Below are 19,318 nucleotides of genomic sequence, written 5' to 3' on the forward strand. Positions count from 1 at the left end.
TTCACGAGAATTGTCCGCGGGTTTGCTCCGCCTCTCCCGCTTGCGGGAGAGGCCGACGCGCCCCGGGCGATGCGAAGCATCGTCCCGAGCGCGGCGGGTGAGGGCTCTCGCCACGCAGGGACGTTCTCCGCAATCCCAGGCAATCCCGACGCGGAGACACCCCCACCCCAGCCCTCCCCCGCAAGCGGGAGAGGGAGCCGAGTGCCGATGCCGCCGCATCATGCAAACCACATGCGATAGCCCTGCCCCGCAAGGGGGAGGGAACGCAGCGGAGCGAGAAGCGCTCGCTCAATCCACCAGGATCACCCTGATATCATTCACGTTCGTCAGCGTCGGGCCGGGCATCAGCAGATCGCCGGTCGCCTCGAAGAACGTCGTCGCGTCGTTGTTGTCGAGATAGGCCTGCGGCTGGAGTGCCAGCGCCTTCATCTTCGCAAACGTGGCCGCGTCGATCAGCGCGCCTGCGGGGTCGGTAGGGTGGCCGGCGCCGCCGTCGGCGCCGTCGGTGTCGCCCGCGAGCGCGGAGATGCCGGCCGTGTCCTTCAAGAGGCCGGCGAGCGCCAGCGCGTATTCCTGGTTCGGACCGCCGCGCCCCTGGCCGCGCACGGTGACCGTGAGCTCGCCGCCGGAGAGGATCGCGATGCGCTTGCCCTGCGCACGCGCCTGCAACGCGAGTCCGGCATGATGGGCCGCGACCTCGCGCGCCTCGCCTTCGAGATCGGCGCCGAGATCAATCGTCTCGTAGCCGGCCTCTTTGGCGAGCTTCACCGCGGCGTCGAGCGACTGCTTGGGCCGCGCGATCAATTCGAATGATGCGCGCGCAAAGGCGGCATCATCCGGCTTGCAGCTTTCGTTATCGGGATTGTCGAGCGCGCGGCGCACGGCATGGTCGATATCGAGCTTGTACCTGGCCACGATCGCGCGCGCATCCGCCAGCGTGGTCGGATCGGGCACGGTGGGGCCGGAGGCGATCGCGGAGGGATCGTCATGCGGCACGTCGGAGATCGCGAGCGTCACGATCTCGGCGGCGTTCCTGCCGGCGCGCGCCAGCCGCCCGCCCTTGATGCGCGACAGATGCTTGCGCACGACGTTCATCTCGCCGATCGGCGCGCCCGAACGCAGCAGCGCCTTGTTGACCGCCTGCTTCTGCGCGAAACTGATGCCGTCCACCGGCGCGATCCAGTTCGCCGAGCCACCGCCGGTGAGCAGGACCAGAAGCAGGTCGTCGGGCCCGGCCTCGCCCGCGAGCGCGAGCGTGTCGGCCGCGCCCTTGAGGCCGGCTTCATCGGGCACGGGATGGCCGGCTTCGACCACGCGGATGCGGCGTGTCGGCACGCCGTAGCCGTGGCGCGTGGTGGCGATGCCAACCAGCCGCTCCGGCGCGAGCTTCAGCGTGTCGAGATAATGCCGCTCGGCGGCCGCGGCCATCGCGCCGGCGCCCTTGCCGGCGGCGAGGCAGATCACGCGTCCTGTCGGGGCCGGCCGCAGATGCGGCGCCAGAATTGTACTCGGATGCGCGGCGGCAACGGCGGCGTCGTAGAGCGCGCGGAGCAGGGGACGTCGGTCGGTCATGACGATGGCCTTGAGCAGACTGAAGCGATGGCGGCGAATTCGCCGTTCACCTGCCTACCGTATCATGCGCGAAAGCGTAAGCAGGGTTTACCATCATTCGATTGTGCAATCGCGTGATCATAATCGCCGCGCGACAAAAAGGCCCCCCGCGATGGTCTCGCGGGGGGCCTTTCGCGCAACTGGATGTTGCTGGACGGCTAGCCGCCGGCGTCGGCGCTGATCACGTCGCCGAACAGCTCCCAGCGTTCGCCCTTGAACTTTTCGAGCTGGAGCTGGCTGATCGGCGCGAAGTCGTTCGGCCCGGTGTTGATCTGGATGCCGGGCAGCAGCGCCTCGGTGCGGAAGTTCTTCAGGTTGGCGGCTTCCTTCATGATGTTCTCGCGCGTGAGATTGTCACCGCACTGCTTGAGGACCTGAACCACCGTCTGCGCCACGGCGAAGCCGACGATGGTGCCCTTGTCCAGCTTGTCGCCTTCCGGGAAGTACTTGGTCATGAAGGCGAGAAATTCCTTCATGCCCGCGTCATTGTTCCATGCCGGATCGGACACGTCCTTGAGATAGTCGGCCGAGATGATGTCTTGGCCGTTCTCGAAGCCGGCGGGCTTCATCACGCTGCCGACGGAGGCGGAGACGTTGTTGAGGAAGTGCAGCGGCTTCCAGCCGATCTCGGAATTCTTCTTGATCGCCTGCGCCGCGAATTTCGGCGTCGTGATGTTCATGAACACGTCGGCGCCGGTCGATTTCAGCTTGACGATGTGGTTGTCGATGGTCGGCTCGGAGGTCTCGTAGCTCTCCTCGATCACGATCATCGAGGCAGCCTTGGCTCCCAGGCCGTCCTTCAGGCCCTTGAGGTAGTCCTTGCCGTAATCGTCGTTCTGGTAGAGCACGGCGATCTTGGCGTCCGGCTTGTTCTTCAAGAGCCACTTCGCGTAGATCTGCGTCTCGCTCTGGTAGTTGGGCTGCCAGCCCATGGTCCAGGGGAAGTTCTGCGGATCGTTCCACTTGGTGGCGCCGGTGGCGACGAACAGCTGCGGCACCTTCTTCGAATTCATGTACTTCTGGATCGCCGAGTTGGGCGGCGTGCCGAGCGAGTTGAAGATGAACAGCACCTCGTCGCTCTCGACCAGCTTGCGCGCCTGCTCGACCGTCTTCGGCGGCGAATAGGCGTCGTCATAGCTGATGTAGTTGATCTTGCGGCCGTTGATCCCGCCCTCTTCGTTGATCTTCTTGAAATAGGCGGCTTCGGTTCGCCCGATGATGCCGTAGGCGGAGGCCGGTCCGCTGTAGGGCATGATGTTGCCGATCTTGATCTCGGTGTCGGTCGCGCCGGTATCGTATTTCTTCTGGGCCGATGCAGTGGAGGCCGAGGCCGCAACGAGCGCAAGCGCCAGTGACGCGGCCGCAAGTTTGCCGGTGACAGCGGGCATTCCTATCTCCCTATTTTCTTGGTGTGTGTGCGTCCCGTTTCTTGTCTTGATTGTTTTTGGCGACGCCGCCGCAATTCAATACGATTTGTCCTGTGCCTTCAACAGAAAGCCCCCGCGACGGCGTCGCAGGGGCTGCTTCTTTAGTAGTCAGGGACGGGCGCGGTCTCGTGTGCGAGTGCGAGACAGCGCGACTGCCTTGAGTTGTTTAACGCGAGTATATCGATTTTGAGTTGATCCAGCTAATGTCCCGTATCGCTCGAGATGATGTCGCCGAACAGCTCCCATTTCTTGCCCTTGAACCGCATCATCTGGAGCTGTTCGATCGGGGCGAAATTGTCCGGCGCGGTGTTGATCCTGATGCCGGGCAGCAGCGTGTCCGGCTCGAAATCCTTCAAGGAAGCGGCCTGCTTCATGACGTTCTCGCGGGTGAGGTCGTCGCCGCACATGTGCAGCACCTTCACCATGGTCTGGGCGGCGGCATAGCCGAACACCACGCCGGCATCGAGCTTGTTCGCCTTGGGATCGAATTGCGCGAGGAAGTTATAGAACTTCTTCATGCCCTCATCGGCGTTCCATTGCGGGTCCGAGCCGTCCTTGGTGTAGCTGGCCGAGAGAATGCCTTGCGAGATCTCGATTCCCGCCGGCTCCAGCACGCCGCCGACCGAGGCCGAGACGTTGGAGATGATCTGCATCGGATGCCAGTTGATCTCGGCCGCCTTCTTGATCGCCTGGGCTGCGAATTTCGGTGTGGTGATGCTGATGAAGACGTCGGCGCCCGAGGCCTTCAGCTTCACGACGTGCTCGTCGACGGCCGGCTCCGAGGTGTCGTAGGCCTCTTCCAGCACGATCATCGACGCCTTGGCCCCCAGGCCGCCCTTCAGCCCCTTCAGATAGTCCTTGCCGAAATCGGCGTTCTGGTAGAGCACTCCGATCTTCGCGTCCGGCTTCTCCTTCATGACGTATTTGGCATAGATGCGCGCCTCGCTCGCGTAGCTCGGCTGCCAGCCCATGGTCCAGGGATATTGCCTGGGATCGTTCCACTTCGAGGCGCCGCTCGCCACGAACAATTGCGGCACCTTTTTCTCGTTCATGTATTTGCGGATCGCGCCGTTGGTCGAGGTGCCGAGCGAGCCGAAGATCAGGAGCACCCCGTCGCTCTCGACCAGCTTGCGCGCCTGCTCCACCGTCTTCGGCGGCGAATAGCCGTCGTCATAGGAGATGAACTTGATCTTGCGGCCGTTGACGCCCCCCTCGGCATTGATCTTGTTGAAATAGGCTTCCTCGGTCTTGCCGATCACGGCATAGGCGGAGGCCGGCCCGCTATAGGGCATGATGTTGCCGATCTTGATCTCGGTATCGGAAGCGCCGCTGTCGTATTTCTTTTGCGCCAGCACCGGGCCAGTCATCGCAGTGCACAACGCGAGTGCGGCCGCGAGGGCCGCAACCTGAAAACGAACGGCAGTCATTGTTCTCCTACCCCGGGCTGGATCAGCGCCGCATTGAACAAGATTGACGCCCGCCGTCAACAAAAAGCCCCCGCGGTCGCCTGCGGGGGCTTCTTTACGGTCGGCTTATTGCGTCAGCGTGTCACTCGGAGGCGACGTCGCCGCTGATGATCTCGCCGAACAGTTCCCACCTCTCGCCCTTGAAGCGCTGCATCTGGAGCTGCGCGATCGGAGCGAAGTCGGTGGCGCTGGTGTTGATCTTGACCCCAGGCAGCAGGGTGTCCGGCGTGAAGTCCTTCAGGCTCGCCGCCTGCTTCATCAGGTTGGCGCGGGTGAGATCGTCACCGCACATTTCCAGCGCCTTGGCCAGGGTCGACGCGGCACCATAGCCGTAGACCATGCTGGTGTCGGACTTGTCGGCACCCGGCATGTACTTGTCGACGAACTCGTTCCACTTCTTCATGCCGGGGTCGTTGGCCCACTGCGGATCCGTCGAGTCCTTGGCATAGGCCGCCGACAGCACGCCCTGCGCGTTCTCGAAGCCGGCCGGCTTCATCACGCTGCCGACCGAGATCGACACGTTGGTCAGGATCTGGAGCGGCTTCCAGTTGAGCTCGGCGGTCTTCTTGATGGTCTGGGCCGCGAACTTCGGGGTCGCATAGATCAGCAGCACGTCGGGATTGGCGGCCTTGATCTTGACGATGTGACCGTCGATCGACGGCTCGGATACCTCGTAGCTCTCCTCCATGATGATGGTCGACGCCGCCTTGGCGCCGAGCCCGTCCTTGGTGCCCTTGAGGTAGTCTTTGCCGAAATCGTCGTTCTGGTAGAGGATCGCGACCTTGGCGTCGGGCTTTTCCTTCGTCAGCCATTTCGCGTAGATCTGCGCTTCGCTCTGGTAGGAGGGCTGCCAGCCCATGGTCCAGGGGAAGTTCTTCGGGTCGTTCCACTTGGTGGCGCCGGTGGCGACGAACAGCTGCGGGATCTTCTTGGCGTTCAGGTATTTCTGGATCGCGCTGTTCGAGGGCGTGCCGAGCGGGTTGAACACGGCCAGCACCTCGTCGCTCTCGACCAGCTTGCGGACCTGCTCCACGGCCTTCGGCGGCGAATAGCCGTCGTCATAGGTGACGAAGTTGATCTTGCGGCCGTTGATGCCGCCCTTGTCGTTGATCATCTTGAAATAGGCTTCTTCGGTCTTGCCGATGATGCCATAGGCCGACGCCGGACCGCTGTACGGCATGATGTTGCCGATCTTGATCTCGGTATCGGACGCGCCGGTGTCGTATTTCTTCTGAGCAAGTGCTGCGCCGGAGCTGAGGGTCGCGACCGCCGTTACGAGCGCGGTGGTTCGCACTATTCTTCCAAGAAACAATTTGGTCTCCTTCCTTAAGAGGGTTTCAGTTCTTTCTGAGCCTTCCGGCGAGTTGCTGGCCCAGGATTGCGATTTGCCTTGCGCCATGCGGCACGAGGTAGATGACGGCGAACAGGAGCACGCCGAACACGGCGCCGGAGAGGCCCTTGGAGATGCCTTCCGCGATGTTCGGCACGAAGATGATGAAGGCGGCGCCGACGATCGAGCCGGGCAGCCAGCCGACGCCGCCGACGACCATGCCGAGGAACAGCGAGATCGCGAGCGTGATGGTGTAGCTGTCGGGCGCCACGAACTGCACCGCGATGGCGCCGAGCGAGCCGGCGATACCGGTGATGGCCGCGGAGACGCCGAAGGCCAGGGTCTTGTACAGCGCGACGTCCACGCCCATGGCGGAGGCCGCGATCTCGTTGTCGCGGATCGCCATGAAGGCGCGGCCCGAACGGGAGCGCAGCAGGTTCACCGAGAAGATGTAGATCGCGATCACGACGACCAGCGTGAAGTAGTACAGCCACATGTCCTGCGACATCGGCAGGCCGAACGGCGCGTCGGGCTTGGTGACGACGAGGCCCTGCACGCCGCCGGTCCAGTGCTCGAGGAAGTTCAGCTTCAGAAGCTGCGGCATGGCGGTGGCGAGCGCGAAGGTCGCGAGCGCCAGATAGACGCCGGAGAGCCGCAGCGCCGGCTGTCCGAACAGGAAGCCGAAGCCGAAGCAGACCACGCCGGCGACCGGCAGCGTCAGCGCATAGTTGATGTTGAAGTGCTCCATCAGCACCGCCGTCGTATAGGCGCCGACGGCGTAGAAGGCGCTCTGGCCGAGCGAGAACTGGCCCGACCCGCCGGTCAGGATGTTCAGCGCCAGCACCGCGAGCCCGTAGATCAGAAGCATCGTCATCTGGAAGATGATGAAGTTCTTGACGAAGACGGGTGCGATCAGCAGCGCAGCCAGCACCACCAGCGAGGTGCCGGTGCCCAGCGTCATGGCGCGCTTCGGAACGGCCTCGACCGCCTGATGGCCTTCGGCGACGACTTCTTCTGCTGCGCTCATGATCAAACTCGCTTGACGATGTGCCGGCCGAACAGACCAGCGGGTTTGACGACCAGGACGGAGATGATCAGCGCGAGCGCGATCGGGAGTTTCAGCTCGTTGCCGACGCCGGGGATGTAGGTGCCGGCGAGATTCTCGAAGATGCCGACCAGGAAGCCGCCGACCACGGCGCCGAACGGGCTGGTCAGTCCGCCCAGCACCGCGGCGGCAAAGCCGTAGATCAACACGCCGCCCATCATGTTGGGCTCGAGGAACACCACGGGCGCGATCAGCATGCCGGCGATCGAGCCGATCGCGGACGCCATGCCCCAGCCGAGCGCGATCATCCAGCTCGTGTTGATGCCGACGAGGCGCGCCGATTCAGGCACCGAGGCGGCCGCGCGCATGGCAAGGCCGATCCGCGTGTACTGGAAGAAGAAATACAGGCCGAGCAGCAGCAGCACGGTGACGCCGATCATGCCGGCCTGGTGGGTCGAGATCAGCTGGCTGCCGAGGAACGGCGAAGAGCCGAACGGGGTCGGATATTGCTTGATGGTGAAGTCCCAGATCAGGCCGGCCGAGGAGTTGATGATCGCGAACAGCGCGATGAAGCCGGCGACGTTGGTCAGCACGGGCGCCTTCGCCAGCGGCTTGAACAGGATGCGCTCGATCGCGATGCCGCCGACGAAGGAGAGCGCCAGCGTGATGACGAAAGCGGCCCAGTAGGGGATGCCCCACTGCATCAGCTGCCAGGAGATGAAGGTCGAGAACATCGCCATCTCGCCCTGCGCGAAGTTGAGATGGTCGATGGCCTGGTAGATCATGACCACGGCGAGCGCCATGCAGGCATAGATCGCGCCCGTGGCGATGCCGGCCAGCACTTGATTGGTGAAAAGCTCCATCGTGCCGGCTCCTCAGTAACCCAGATAGGATTTGCGGATTTCTTCGTTGTTCGCGATGTCCTTGGCGTTGCCCGACATCACGATGCGACCGGTCTCGATCACGTAGGCCTGGTCGGCGAGCTCGAGCGCGAGCTGGGCGTTCTGCTCGACCACCAGGATCGACACCTTGTCCTCGCGGTTGATCTTGCCGAGGATGCCGAACAGGTCGCGCACGACGAGAGGGGCGAGGCCGAAGGACGGCTCGTCCAGCAGCATCAGGCGCGGCCGCAGCATCAGGGCGCGGGCGACCGCGAGCATCTGCTGCTCGCCGCCCGAGAGGGTGCCGGCCTGCTGGGTGTGGCGCTGCTTGAGCACCGGGAAATGCGCATACATGCGCTCGATGTCGGAGACGATGCCGGCGCCGTCCTTGCGGGTGATCGCTCCCAGCTGGAGGTTCTCCTCCACCGTCATGTTGGTGAAGGTGCCGCGGCCCTGCGGCACATGGGCGATGCCGAACCGCACGATGCTCTCGGTGGAGCGGTTGTTGAGCGGCTTGCCGTCGAACTCGATTCCGCCGGTCGAGCGCACCATGTTGCAGATCGCGCGCAACGTGGTGGTCTTGCCGGCGCCGTTGGCGCCCAGCAGCGTCGTCAGCGAGCCCTCGTTGAGCGAGAAGGACAGGCCATGGAGCGCCTGGACCTGGCCGTAATAGGCGCGCAGGTCCTTGACGTTGAGCAGTGTCGTCATTGGTCCTTGCTCCCGAGATAGGCCTTGATGACGTCGGGGTCCGCCTGCACCTGGGCGGGGGTGCCTTCCGCGAGCTTCTTGCCGAAATTGAGCGCGACGACGTGGTCGGCGATCGACATCACGAGGCCCATGTGGTGCTCGACCAGCAGCACGGTCATGTGGCGGTCGTCGCGGATGCGGCGGATGAGGTCGCCAAGCACGTAGACTTCCTCGTGATTGAGGCCGCCGGCCGGCTCGTCGAGCAGCAGGATCTTCGGATCGGCCGCCAGTGCGCGCGCCAGCTCGACGCGCTTCTGCGTGCCGAAGGGCAGGCCGGACACGACGGTGTGCGCGACCTCCTCGAGGTCGAGATAGGCGAGGATCTCGTACACCTTCTTGTTCACGTCGTTCTCGCTGCGCCGGACCCAGGCCAGTCTCAGGGAGTCGCTGATGATGTCGCTGGAGGTCTTCGAATGGGCGCCGACGCGGACGTTGTCCATCACCGAGAGGTTCGGAAACAGCGCCACGTTCTGGAAGGTGCGGCCGATGCCGATCTCGGCGATCCGGTGCGGCGGCCGCGACAGGATGCTCGCGCCCTCCATCAGGATGTCGCCGGACGACGGCTGGTAGAGCCGCGAGAGGCAGTTGAAGAGCGTCGTCTTGCCGGCGCCGTTGGGGCCGATCAATCCGAGGATCTGGCCCTTGTGCATGTCGAAGGACACACCGTTGAGCGCGATGATGCCGCCGAACACGACGCTGACGTCGCGAACCGCGAGCAGGGGCGATGTCCCCTGCGCGAGCTGTGCCTGCGTCATCTCGTCTCGCCCACAAATTTCAGTGGGCGACGGGGCGATGCGAACCGCTCCCGATCATGACAAAGGCTATCTGAACCCCTCGGCCACACGCGCAACTTTTCCTCCTGATTTCAGCTTTTTGCTGACTTCTTTTTTGGAATGCGGCATCAGACCCCCGAGTGCCGCTTCGATGTTCCTTACCATCGCAAGCAGACGCGGTCCAATGTCGTTGATCAAACGCTCTTCCGTGAAGCGGAATGCGGGCGCGCCGCAATTGAATGCGTAAGGTCCGGTTCCATCGTTGAGCTTGAGCGCGACGCCGGCGGCGCCGATGTCGTCGTGCCAGTCGCCGACGGAAATCGCAAAGCCGTATTTCGCGACGGTCTCGCCGGAACGTTCGAGGCCATCGCGCATCTTCGGCCAGCGGCTGCCGTAATGTTCGCGCAGGACGCGCGACAGCTCGGCGCGATCTTCGTCAGCCAGCGCCCAGAAATAGGCGCGGCCCATGGCGCTGGTTGCAATCGGCACGCGGGAGCCGACGTCAAGTTGAACGCCGACCGTCTCGCTGCCGCGGCTCTGCCCGAAATAGATCATGCTGTGACGGTCGCGGCCCCCGATCGCGACCGCGCCGCCGGTCGCGCGCATCACTTCCTCGCGAAACGGTTCGGACAAATGCCGAACGCCGAGATTAGATAACGCCGCGTAGCCGAGCGCCATCGCGGCCGGCGCGAGCTGGTACTTCTCGAAACGGGGAACCGGCGTCAGATAACCGAGCTTCGTCAATGTGTAGGTCAGGCGCGAAACGGTCGGCTTGGGCAGATTGGTGCGGGCCGCGATCTCCTGGTTGCCGAGAAGTCCGTCGCTGGGTTGGAATGCGCGCAATACATCAAGTCCGCGGGAAAGCGCGACGACGAAATTCCGATCGGTCGCAGTCTTCTTTCCTGTACGCTTCATCCCTGATCTGCTTCTTGCGCGGAGTCGTTGACAACGTCCGTGCTTCAAAATAACCCTGCCGTCAAGATGCGGAATTAAATTCCGCACCGCGAAATCGAACAAAAGTAAATCCCCACCAAGGAGGGAAACCGTGAGCGAAGTGGTCAAGCTTGAGCGTCATGACGAAGTCGGGATCGTCACGGTCAACAGCCCTCCGGTCAATGCGCTGAGTGCCGCAGTCCGCGGTGGCATTTTGGAGTGCATCAAGGCCGCGGTCGCCGATCCCGCGATCAAGGGCATCGTGCTGACCTGCGCCGGCCGCACCTTCATCGCCGGTGCCGATATCACCGAATTCGGCAAGCCGCCGAAGGCGCCCGCCCTCAACGACGTGCTGTCCGAGATCGAGAACTCGCCGAAGCCGGTCGTTGCCGCAATTCACGGCACCGCGCTCGGCGGCGGCCTCGAGGTCGCGCTGGCCTGTCATTTCCGCGTTGCGGTGAAGGAGGCCAAGCTCGGCCTGCCCGAGGTGAAGCTCGGCCTGCTGCCGGGCGCCGGCGGCACCCAGCGCCTGCCGCGCGCGGTCGGCCCCGAACTCGCCGTCAAGATGATCGTCGGCGGCGATCCGATCGGTGCGGCGGAAGCGCTCAAGAACGGCCTGATCGAGGAGATCGTCGAGGGTCCGGCCTCCGGCGGCGAAGCCTTCGTCCGCAAATTGCTGGCCGAGAAGCGTCCGCTGCGCCGCCTGCGCGACGACGATTCCAAGCTCGCGGCCGCCAAGGCCGACCGCTCGATCTTCACCAATGCGGTCGCCGCCATGACCAAGAAGTCGCGCGGGCTGGAGGCGCCGTTCGCGGCCGCCGACGCGGTCGGCTACGCCATCGATTTTCCGTTCGACGAGGGCCTGAAGAAGGAACGCGAGGGCTTCCTCAAGCTGGTCGCCAGCGACCAGTCCAAGGCGCAGCGCTACGCCTTCTTCGCCGAGCGTGAGGCCGCCAAGATCGCCGGCGTGCCCGAGGGCACCAAGTCGCGCCCCGTCAACCGTGTTGCCATTCTCGGCGCCGGCACCATGGGCGGCGGCATCGCGATGTCGTTTGCCAATGCCGGGGTTCCCGTCACCCTGATCGAGACCGGCGAGGAGCAGCTCAAGCGCGGCCTCGGCATCATGCAGAAGAACTGGGAAGCGACCGCCGCGCGCGGCGGCATCCCGGCGGACGCGCCCGCCAAGCGCATGGCGCTGATCACCGGCGTCGTCGGCATCGAGAATGTCGGCGATGCCGACCTCGTCATCGAGGCCGTGTTCGAGACCATGGCGGTCAAGAAGGAAGTGTTCGGCAAGCTCGACCAGTTTGCGAAGCCCGGCGCCGTGCTCGCCTCCAACACCTCGTATCTCAACATCGACGAGATCGCGAAGTCGACCAAGCGTCCGCAGGACGTGCTCGGCATGCACTTCTTCTCGCCGGCCAACGTCATGAAGCTGTGCGAAATCGTGCGCGCCGACAAGACCGCGCCGGATGCGCTGGTGACCGCCGTCACCATCGCGCGCAAGATCGCGAAGGTGCCGGCCGTGGTCGGCGTCTGCGACGGCTTCGTCGGCAACCGCATGCTGGCGCAGCGCGGCAAGCAGTCCGAGAAGCTGCTGTTCGAAGGTGCCTTGCCGCAACAGGTCGACGCGGTCGTCACCAAGTTCGGCATGCCGATGGGGCCGTTCGCGATGGGCGATCTCGCCGGCCTCGACATCGGCTGGCGCTCGCGGAAAGACCGCGGCATCAAGTCCGAGATCGCGGACGCGCTCTGCGAAGCCGGCCGCTTCGGCCAGAAGACCGGCAAGGGCTACTACAAGTACGAAGCCGGCTCCCGCTCGGCGCTGCCCGACCCTGAGGTCGAGAAGCTGATCGACGAGACGCTTGCCCGCCTCGGCCGCAAGAAGCGCGCCGTCAGCGACGAGGAGATCCTCGAGCGCATGATGTATCCGATGATCAACGAGGGCGCAAAGATCCTCGAAGAAGGCATCGCGGCGCGCCCCTCCGACATCGACGTGGTCTGGCTCTATGGCTATGGCTGGCCGATCTATCGCGGCGGCCCGATGTTCTGGGCCGACACCGTCGGCCTCAAGCACATCGCCGATCGCCTCTCGTTCTACGCCAAGGAAACCAACGACCCCAGCCTCGAGCCCGCGCCGCTGCTGAAGAAGCTCGCGGCGGAGGGCAAGACCTTCGCCTCGCTTGCGGCGGCGTCGAAGGCGGCGTGATGGCCGCTGGCTATCCTCTCGTCATTCCGGGATGGCCCGAAGGGCCAGACCCGGAATCCATTTCGCCTTCGAGTATGCTGCTCGATGGATTCCGGGTTCGCGACTTTGTCGCGCCCCGGAATGACCACTGAGTGTGATGTAGTAAATGACCCATCCCGGCGAACAGTTTTATCCCGAGGGCGTGCGTTGGGACGACACCATCGTCCAGGGCACGCTCCCCGACCTGCTGTCGAAAGCCGCCGCCGATTACGGCCCGCGCACCGCGCTGGAATTTCGCGAACGTCCGATCACCTACACCGAGCTCGCCGCGATGGCCGAGCGTGCCGCGGCGGCGTTCCTCCGCGCCGGCTGCGGCAAGAGCGCCTCCGTCGCGCTGTTCCTCGGCAACACGCCCGATCACCCCGTCAATTTCTTCGGCGCGCTGAAGGCCGGCGCCCGCGTCGCGCATCTGTCGCCGCTCGACGGCGAGATCGCGCTGACGCACAAGGTGTCCGACTCCGGCTCGCGCCTGCTCGTCACCTCCAACCTCGCCGCGCTGCTGCCGACGGCGCTGAAATTTTTGGAGAAGGGCCTGATCGACCGCCTCGTCGTCTGCGAAGACGACAATTGGGGCAAGGTCGGCACGCCCCAGGCCGCGATCCCCGCTGATCCCCGCATCGTCACCTTCAAGACCTTCGTCGAAGGCGCCGCCGCGCCGGCAGAGTGGCCGCAAGTCACCGCCGACGACGTCGCCCTGCTGCAATATACCGGCGGCACCACCGGCCTGCCCAAGGGCGCGATGCTCACGCACGGTAATCTGACGTCGGCGGTGTCGATCTACGACGTCTGGGGCAAGCCATCGCGCGCGACCCGTGGTGACGTCGTCGAGCGCGTGATCTGCGTGCTGCCGCTGTTCCACATCTACGCGCTCACCGTCGTGCTGTTGTCCTCGCTCCGCCGCGGCAATCTGATCTCGATCCACCAGCGCTTCGACGTCGAAGCTGTCATGCGCGACATCGAGGTCAAGCGCGCCACCTATTTCCCGGGCGTGCCGACGATGTGGATCGCGATCGCAGCGCTGCCTGATCTGGACAAGCGCGATTTCTCCTCGCTTGCGACGATCGGCTCCGGCGGCGCGCCGCTGCCGGTGGAGATCGCGAACTTTTTCGAGCGCAAGGTCGGCAAGAAGCTGCGCAGCGGCTGGGGCATGACCGAGACCTGCTCGCCCGGCACCGGCCATCCGCCCACGGGCCCCGACAAGCCCGGCTCGATCGGGCTGATGCTGCCCGGCATCGAGCTCGACGTCGTGTCGCTGGACGATCCGACGAAAGTGCTGCCGCCGGGCGAGGTCGGCGAGATCCGCATCAAGGGCCCGAACGTCACCAGGGGCTATTGGAACAAGCCCGAGGGATCCGCGGAGGCTTTCATCGACGGCCGCTTCCTTACCGGCGACATCGGCTATGTCGATACCGACGGCTATTTCTTCCTGGTCGACCGCAAGAAGGACATGATCATCTCCGGCGGCTTCAACGTCTATCCGCAGATGATCGAGCAGGCGATCTACACCCTTCCCGGCGTGCACGAGGTGATCGTGCTCGGCATCCCCGACCAGTATCGCGGCGAGGCCGCCAAGGCCTTCATCAAGCTGAAGCCCGGTGCAAAACCGTTCTCGCTCGACGAGCTGCGGGCGCAGCTCGCCGGCAAGGTCGGCAAGCACGAAATGCCTGTAGAGGTCGAGTTCGTCGACGATTTGCCGCGCACGCCGGTCGGAAAACTGTCGCGCCACGAATTGCGCCAGCAGCAGAAACCGTCACAATCCACCCAACCCGCATCAGGAGGTCGTTCTTGACCGACGCCGTCATCGTTTCCACCGCCCGCACGCCGATCGGCAAGGCCTATCGCGGCATGCTCAACGCCACCGAGGGCGCCACGCTGCTCGGCCACGCCATCGGCGAAGCCGTTGCCCGCGCCAAGGTCGATCCGAAGGAGGTCGAGGACGTGGTGATGGGCGCCGCCCTCCAGCAGGGCGCGACCGGCGGCAACATCGCGCGCAAGGCGCTGCTCCGCGCCGGCCTGCCCGTCACCGTCGCCGGCACCACCATCGACCGGCAGTGCGCCTCGGGCCTCCAGGCCATCGCGCTCGCCGCACGCTCGGTGATCTTCGACGGCGTCGAGATCGCGGTCGGCGGCGGCGGCGAGTCGATCAGCCTCGTGCAGAACGACAAGATGAACGGCTTCCACGCCCAGGACCCGGCGCTGCTCAAGATCAAGGGCGAGGTCTACATGCCCATGATCGACACGGCCGAAATCGTCGCCAAGCGCTACGGCATCTCGCGCGAGAAGCAGGACGAATATTCGCTGGAGAGCCAGCGCCGCACCGCGGCCGCGCAGCAGGGCGGCAAGTTCAAGGACGAGCTCGCGCCGATCACCACGCAGATGGCGGTCACCGACAAGGCGACCGGCGCGGTCTCGTTCAAGGAGGTGACCTTGTCGCAGGACGAAGGCCCGCGCCCCGAGACCACGGCTGAAGGTCTCGCCGGCCTCAAGCCGGTGCGCGGCGAAGGCTTTTCCGTCACCGCCGGCAACGCCAGCCAGCTCTCGGATGGCGCCAGCGCCACCGTCATCATGAGCGACAAGGAAGCCTCAAAGCGCGGCCTCAAGCCGCTCGGCATCTTCCGCGGCTTCGTCTCGGCCGGCTGCGAGCCGGACGAGATGGGCATCGGCCCGGTCTTCGCCGTGCCGCGCCTGCTGAAGCGCCACGGCCTCACCGTCGACGACATCGGCCTCTGGGAGCTCAACGAAGCCTTCGCGGTGCAGGTGCTGTATTGCCGCGACAAGCTCGGCATCGACCCCGAGAAGATCAACGTCAATGGCGGTGCGATCGCGGTCGGCCATCCCTACGGCATGTCCGGCGCGCGCCTGACCGGCCACGCCCTGATCGAAGGCCGCCGCCGCAAGGCCAAGTATGCGGTCGTCACCATGTGCGTCGGCGGCGGCATGGGCGCGGCCGGGTTGTTCGAGGTGTTGCAGTAATTTTCTGTCGTCCTGGCGAAAGCCAGGACCCATACTCCGCAGCAGGAGTTTGGCGGACAGACAGCAGTTGCCTTCGCAAAACGAAGGCCGGTGGTAATGGGTCCTGGCTTTCGCCAGGACGACGGGGAAACAGGAGGATCCGATGGATCTCGCATTCACGAAAGAAGAGCAGGCGTTTCGCGAGGAAGTGCGGTCATTCTTCCGCGACAACGTGCCGCCGGATACGCGGCGCAAGCTGGTCGAGGGCCGTCACCTCTCGAAGGACGAGATGGTGACGTGGTGGCGCATCCTCAACAAGAAGGGCTGGGGCGTCAGCCACTGGCCGAAGCAATATGGCGGCACGGGGTGGACGTCCGTGCAGCACTACATCTTCAACGAGGAGCTGCAGTCCTATCCGGCGCCGCAGCCGCTCGCCTTCGGCGTCAGCATGGTCGGCCCCGTCATCTACACCTTCGGCAACGAGGAGCAGAAGAAAAAGTACCTGCCGCGCATCGCCAACGTTGACGATTGGTGGTGCCAGGGCTTCTCCGAGCCCGGCTCCGGCTCCGATCTCGCCTCGCTGAAGACGAAGGCCGAGCGCAAGGGCGACAAATGGATCATCAACGGCCAGAAGACCTGGACGACGCTGGCCCAGCACGCCGACATGATTTTCTGCCTCTGCCGCACCGACGCGACCGCCAAGAAGCAGATGGGCATCTCCTTCATCGTGTTCTCGATGAAGTCGAAGGGCGTCACCGTGCGCCCGATCCAGACCATCGACGGCGGCGTCGAGGTCAACGAGGTGTTCTTCGACGACGTCGAGGTGCCCTACGAGAACCTGATCGGCGAGGAGAACAAGGGCTGGGATTACGCGAAATTCCTGCTCGGCAATGAGCGTACCGGCATCGCGCGCGTCGGCGTCTCCAAGGAGCGGCTGCGCCGCATCCGCGATCTCGCTTCCAAGGTCGAATCCGGCGGCAAGCCGATCATCCAGGACGCGGCCTTCCGCGAGAAGCTGGCGGCCTGCGAGATCGAGCTGAAGGCGCTCGAGCTGACCCAGCTCCGCGTCGTCGCCGACGAGGGCAAGCACGGCAAGGGCAAGCCCAATCCGGCCTCCTCGGTGCTGAAGATCAAGGGCTCCGAGATCCAGCAGACCACCACCGAGCTGCTCATGGAAGTGATCGGTCCGTTCGCCGCGCCCTACGACGTGCACGGCGACGACGGCTCCAACGAAGCGATGGAGTGGACCGCCCAGATCGCGCCGAGCTACTTCAACAACCGCAAGGTCTCGATCTACGGCGGCTCCAACGAGATCCAGCGCAACATCATCGCCAAGGCGGTGCTGGGGCTCTAAACGTCATTCCGGGGCGCGCGCCAGCGCGAACCCGGAATCTCGCGCCACAATCTCTGGATTCCGGGTCCCCGCGCTATCGCGCGTGTCCCGGAATGACGAAGCAAAAATTCCGGGTACGAGGAACCAAAGAAATGGATTTTGATCTGTCCGAGGAGCAGCGGCTTCTCAAGGAAAGCATCGACGGCCTGCTGACCGATTCCTACGATTTCGAGAGCCGCAAGAAGTACATGAAGGAGAAGGGCGGCTGGAGCCAGGCCGTCTGGGGCAAGCTCGCCGAGCAGGGCCTGCTCGGCCTGCCGTTCAGCGAAGCCGATGGCGGCTTCGGCGGCGGCGGCGTCGAGACCATGATCGTGATGGAAGCGCTCGGCAAGGCGCTGGTGCTCGAGCCCTATCTGGCAACCGTCGTGATCTGCGGCGGCTTCCTGCGTCACGCCGGCTCGGATGCGCAGAAGGCCGCGTACGTGCCCGGGATCATCGACGGCAGCAAGACCCTTGCGTTTGCCCAGCTCGAGAAGAACTCCCGCTACGATCTGTTCGACGTCTCGACGACCGCGAAGAAGAAGGCCGACGGCTGGATCATCGACGGCGAAAAGTTCGTCGTGCTCAACGGCGAGAACGCCGCCACGCTTCTCGTGACCGCCCGCACCAAGGGTGACCGCCGCGACAAGACCGGGATCGGCGTGTTCCTGGTCCCGGCGAATGCCAAGGGCGTGACGAAGAAATCGTACCCGACCCAGGACGGCCTGCACGCGGCCGACATCACCTTCACCGGTGTCGAGGTGGGCGCGGATGCCGCGATCGGCAATCCCGAGGATGCACTCGCGCTGATCGAACGCGTCGTTGACGAAGCTCGCGTCGCGCTTTGCGCCGAGGCGGTCGGCCTGATGGACGAGTCGCTCAAGACCACGGTCGAGTACATCAAGACGCGCAAGCAGTTCGGCGTCGCGATCGGCTCGTTCCAGTCGCTCCAGCACCGTGCGTCCGACATGTTCGTCGCCGCCGAGCAGGCACGCTCGATGTCGATGTTCGCAACCATGGCGAACGACTTCGAGAACGCCAAAGAGCGCTCCAACGCGATCGCCGCGGCCAAGGTGCAGATCGGCAAGTCGCTGAAATTCGTCGGCCAGCAGTCGATCCAGCTCCACGGCGGCATCGGCATGACCATGGAGGCGAAGATCGGCCACTACTTCAAGCGCCTGACCATGATCGAGAACACCTTCGGCGACACCGACTATCACCAGCGCCGCGTCGCGGATGCGGGCGGGTTGGTCTAGCCGCCACGTCGCGCGTGGATGCATCGAAAACCGAAAGCCCCGGAGACATCTCCGGGGCTTTCGTCGTTCCTGACGTCTTTCGCCGTTCGGCGCCTCACGTCCGCGTGCGCATCCGCATCATGAAGCTGTCGTAGCTGAGCTCGGCGACCTGCATCCAGGCGAGCGATTCGTTCCGGAACGCGGAAAGGCTCGTGTACATCTTGGCGAAGTGCGGGTTGGTCTTGGACAGATCCGCGTAGATCTCGTTCGCGGCGGCGTAGCAGGCCTCCAGCACCTCCTGCGGGAACGGCTTCAGGATCGCACCGGCCACCAGCAGGCGCTTCAGCGCGGGCGGGTTGACGTAGTCGTATTTCCCGGTGACCCACGTGAAGGTATCGCGCGAGGCCATCTCGATCGCGGCCTGGTAGTGCTTGGGCAGCGCGTTCCACTTGTCGAGATTCATGATGTTGTGGCCCTGGCCGGTGCCTTCCCACCAGCCCGGATAGTAGTAGAATTTCGCGACCTTGACGAAGCCGAGCTTCTCGTCGTCATAGGGCCCGACCCATTCGGCCGCGTCGATCGTTCCCTTCTCCAGCGCCGGATAGATGTCGCCGCCCGCGATCTGCTGCGGCACGCCGCCGACCTTGGCGATGATCGTGCCGGCGAAGCCGCCGACGCGGAATTTCAATCCCTTGAAATCCTCCATCGACTTGATCTCCTTCCGGAACCATCCGCCCATCTGGGCGCCGGTCGAGCCGGTTGGAATGCCGACCGTGTTGTATTCCTTCAGGAGGCCGTTGAGCAACTCGGTGCCGCCGCCGAACAGCAGCCAGGAAATATGCGCGCGCGTGTTCAGCCCGAACGGCAGCGACGTGCCGAAGGTGAAGGCGGGATTCTTGCCCCAATAGTAATACAACGCCGTGTTGCCCATCTCGACGGTGCCGTTCGACACGGCGTCGAGCACCTGCAGGCCCGGGACGATCTCGCCGGCTGCGAACGGTTGGATCTGGAATTTGTTGTCGGTGACTTCGGCGACGCGCTTGCAGAAATATTCGCAGCCGCCATAGAGCGTGTCGAGCGCCTTGGGCCAGCTCGCGGCGAGCCGCCATTTCACCTCCGGCGCCGACTGAGCGATCGCCGGTGCGGCAACGGCCGTGCTTGCCGCTAGCCCAGCGCCTGTCACTTTCAAGAAATCACGACGTTTCATGCGTAGCCCTCCATTGCGCCGATTCCTCGACAAGGGGAACGATCTTCTGTCGTCCTTGCTTCGCCGATAACCGACGGGGTGTTGTGACGAT

General features: G+C 64.5%; 15 protein-coding genes. 5 read left to right on the forward strand and 10 right to left on the reverse strand.

The features are described 5' to 3' along the window. Window positions 1-288: 288 nt before the first annotated feature. From AB5K84_RS06475 to AB5K84_RS06515, 9 genes are all read right to left on the reverse strand, one after another. Window positions 289-1,572, reverse strand: coding sequence for a glycerate kinase type-2 family protein (locus AB5K84_RS06475; RefSeq protein WP_011090554.1), 1,284 nt, complete (start codon window positions 1,570-1,572; stop codon window positions 289-291). A 197-nt stretch (window positions 1,573-1,769) separates the two neighbouring features. Then, the gene (locus AB5K84_RS06480) at window positions 1,770-2,999 is read right to left on the reverse strand and encodes an ABC transporter substrate-binding protein (RefSeq protein WP_011090553.1); all 1,230 of its coding nucleotides are present in this window, start codon (window positions 2,997-2,999) and stop codon (window positions 1,770-1,772) included. Between the two features lie 239 nt (window positions 3,000-3,238). Continuing rightward, window positions 3,239-4,465, reverse strand: coding sequence for an ABC transporter substrate-binding protein (locus AB5K84_RS06485; protein WP_441232380.1), 1,227 nt, complete (start codon window positions 4,463-4,465; stop codon window positions 3,239-3,241). 121 nt (window positions 4,466-4,586) lie between these two features. Next, window positions 4,587-5,816 carry an ABC transporter substrate-binding protein gene (locus AB5K84_RS06490; RefSeq protein ID WP_063921556.1) on the reverse strand — a complete coding sequence of 410 codons (1,230 nt, stop codon included), beginning with the start codon at window positions 5,814-5,816 and terminating at the stop codon, window positions 4,587-4,589. Between the two features lie 25 nt (window positions 5,817-5,841). After that, complete coding sequence (locus AB5K84_RS06495) at window positions 5,842-6,861, reverse strand: branched-chain amino acid ABC transporter permease (protein ID WP_011090550.1); 1,020 nt, start codon at window positions 6,859-6,861, stop codon at window positions 5,842-5,844. Window positions 6,862-6,863: 2 nt separating this feature from the next. Further along, a complete protein-coding gene (locus AB5K84_RS06500) occupies window positions 6,864-7,742 on the reverse strand; it encodes a branched-chain amino acid ABC transporter permease (protein ID WP_011090549.1) in 879 nt (292 codons plus the stop codon). A gap of 12 nt (window positions 7,743-7,754) precedes the next feature. After that, window positions 7,755-8,468: an ABC transporter ATP-binding protein gene (locus AB5K84_RS06505; RefSeq protein ID WP_011090548.1), complete on the reverse strand. Its 714-nt coding sequence runs from the start codon at window positions 8,466-8,468 to the stop codon at window positions 7,755-7,757. Continuing rightward, entirely contained in the window at window positions 8,465-9,262 is a 798-nt protein-coding gene (locus AB5K84_RS06510; RefSeq protein ID WP_011090547.1) for an ABC transporter ATP-binding protein, read from the reverse strand. Before AB5K84_RS06510 ends, AB5K84_RS06505 begins: the two co-directional genes overlap by 4 nt. A gap of 66 nt (window positions 9,263-9,328) precedes the next feature. Then, entirely contained in the window at window positions 9,329-10,195 is an 867-nt protein-coding gene (locus AB5K84_RS06515; RefSeq protein WP_028173799.1) for an IclR family transcriptional regulator, read from the reverse strand. Between the two features lie 130 nt (window positions 10,196-10,325). On the opposite strand from AB5K84_RS06515, the gene AB5K84_RS06520 reads away from it, so the two are divergent. From AB5K84_RS06520 to pimD, 5 genes are all read left to right on the forward strand, one after another. Further along, a complete protein-coding gene (locus AB5K84_RS06520) occupies window positions 10,326-12,422 on the forward strand; it encodes a 3-hydroxyacyl-CoA dehydrogenase NAD-binding domain-containing protein (RefSeq protein WP_011090545.1) in 2,097 nt (698 codons plus the stop codon). A 145-nt stretch (window positions 12,423-12,567) separates the two neighbouring features. Then, window positions 12,568-14,250: a dicarboxylate--CoA ligase PimA gene (gene pimA, locus AB5K84_RS06525; protein WP_011090544.1), complete on the forward strand. Its 1,683-nt coding sequence runs from the start codon at window positions 12,568-12,570 to the stop codon at window positions 14,248-14,250. Continuing rightward, entirely contained in the window at window positions 14,247-15,434 is a 1,188-nt protein-coding gene (locus tag AB5K84_RS06530; protein ID WP_038966145.1) for an acetyl-CoA C-acyltransferase, read from the forward strand. Before pimA ends, AB5K84_RS06530 begins: the two co-directional genes overlap by 4 nt. Window positions 15,435-15,576: 142 nt before the next feature. Then, entirely contained in the window at window positions 15,577-16,767 is a 1,191-nt protein-coding gene (gene pimC / locus AB5K84_RS06535; RefSeq protein WP_011090542.1) for a pimeloyl-CoA dehydrogenase large subunit, read from the forward strand. Between the two features lie 131 nt (window positions 16,768-16,898). Then, window positions 16,899-18,041 carry a pimeloyl-CoA dehydrogenase small subunit gene (pimD, locus tag AB5K84_RS06540; RefSeq protein ID WP_011090541.1) on the forward strand — a complete coding sequence of 381 codons (1,143 nt, stop codon included), beginning with the start codon at window positions 16,899-16,901 and terminating at the stop codon, window positions 18,039-18,041. A gap of 94 nt (window positions 18,042-18,135) precedes the next feature. On the opposite strand, the gene AB5K84_RS06545 is transcribed toward pimD, so the two are convergent. After that, window positions 18,136-19,227 carry a TRAP transporter substrate-binding protein gene (locus AB5K84_RS06545; RefSeq protein WP_011090540.1) on the reverse strand — a complete coding sequence of 364 codons (1,092 nt, stop codon included), beginning with the start codon at window positions 19,225-19,227 and terminating at the stop codon, window positions 18,136-18,138. Between the last annotated feature and the right edge of the window lie 91 nt (window positions 19,228-19,318).

The sequence above is a fragment of the Bradyrhizobium sp. 1200_D9_N1_1 genome (assembly GCF_052075915.1).
GTDB lineage: Bacteria > Pseudomonadota > Alphaproteobacteria > Rhizobiales > Xanthobacteraceae > Bradyrhizobium > Bradyrhizobium diazoefficiens.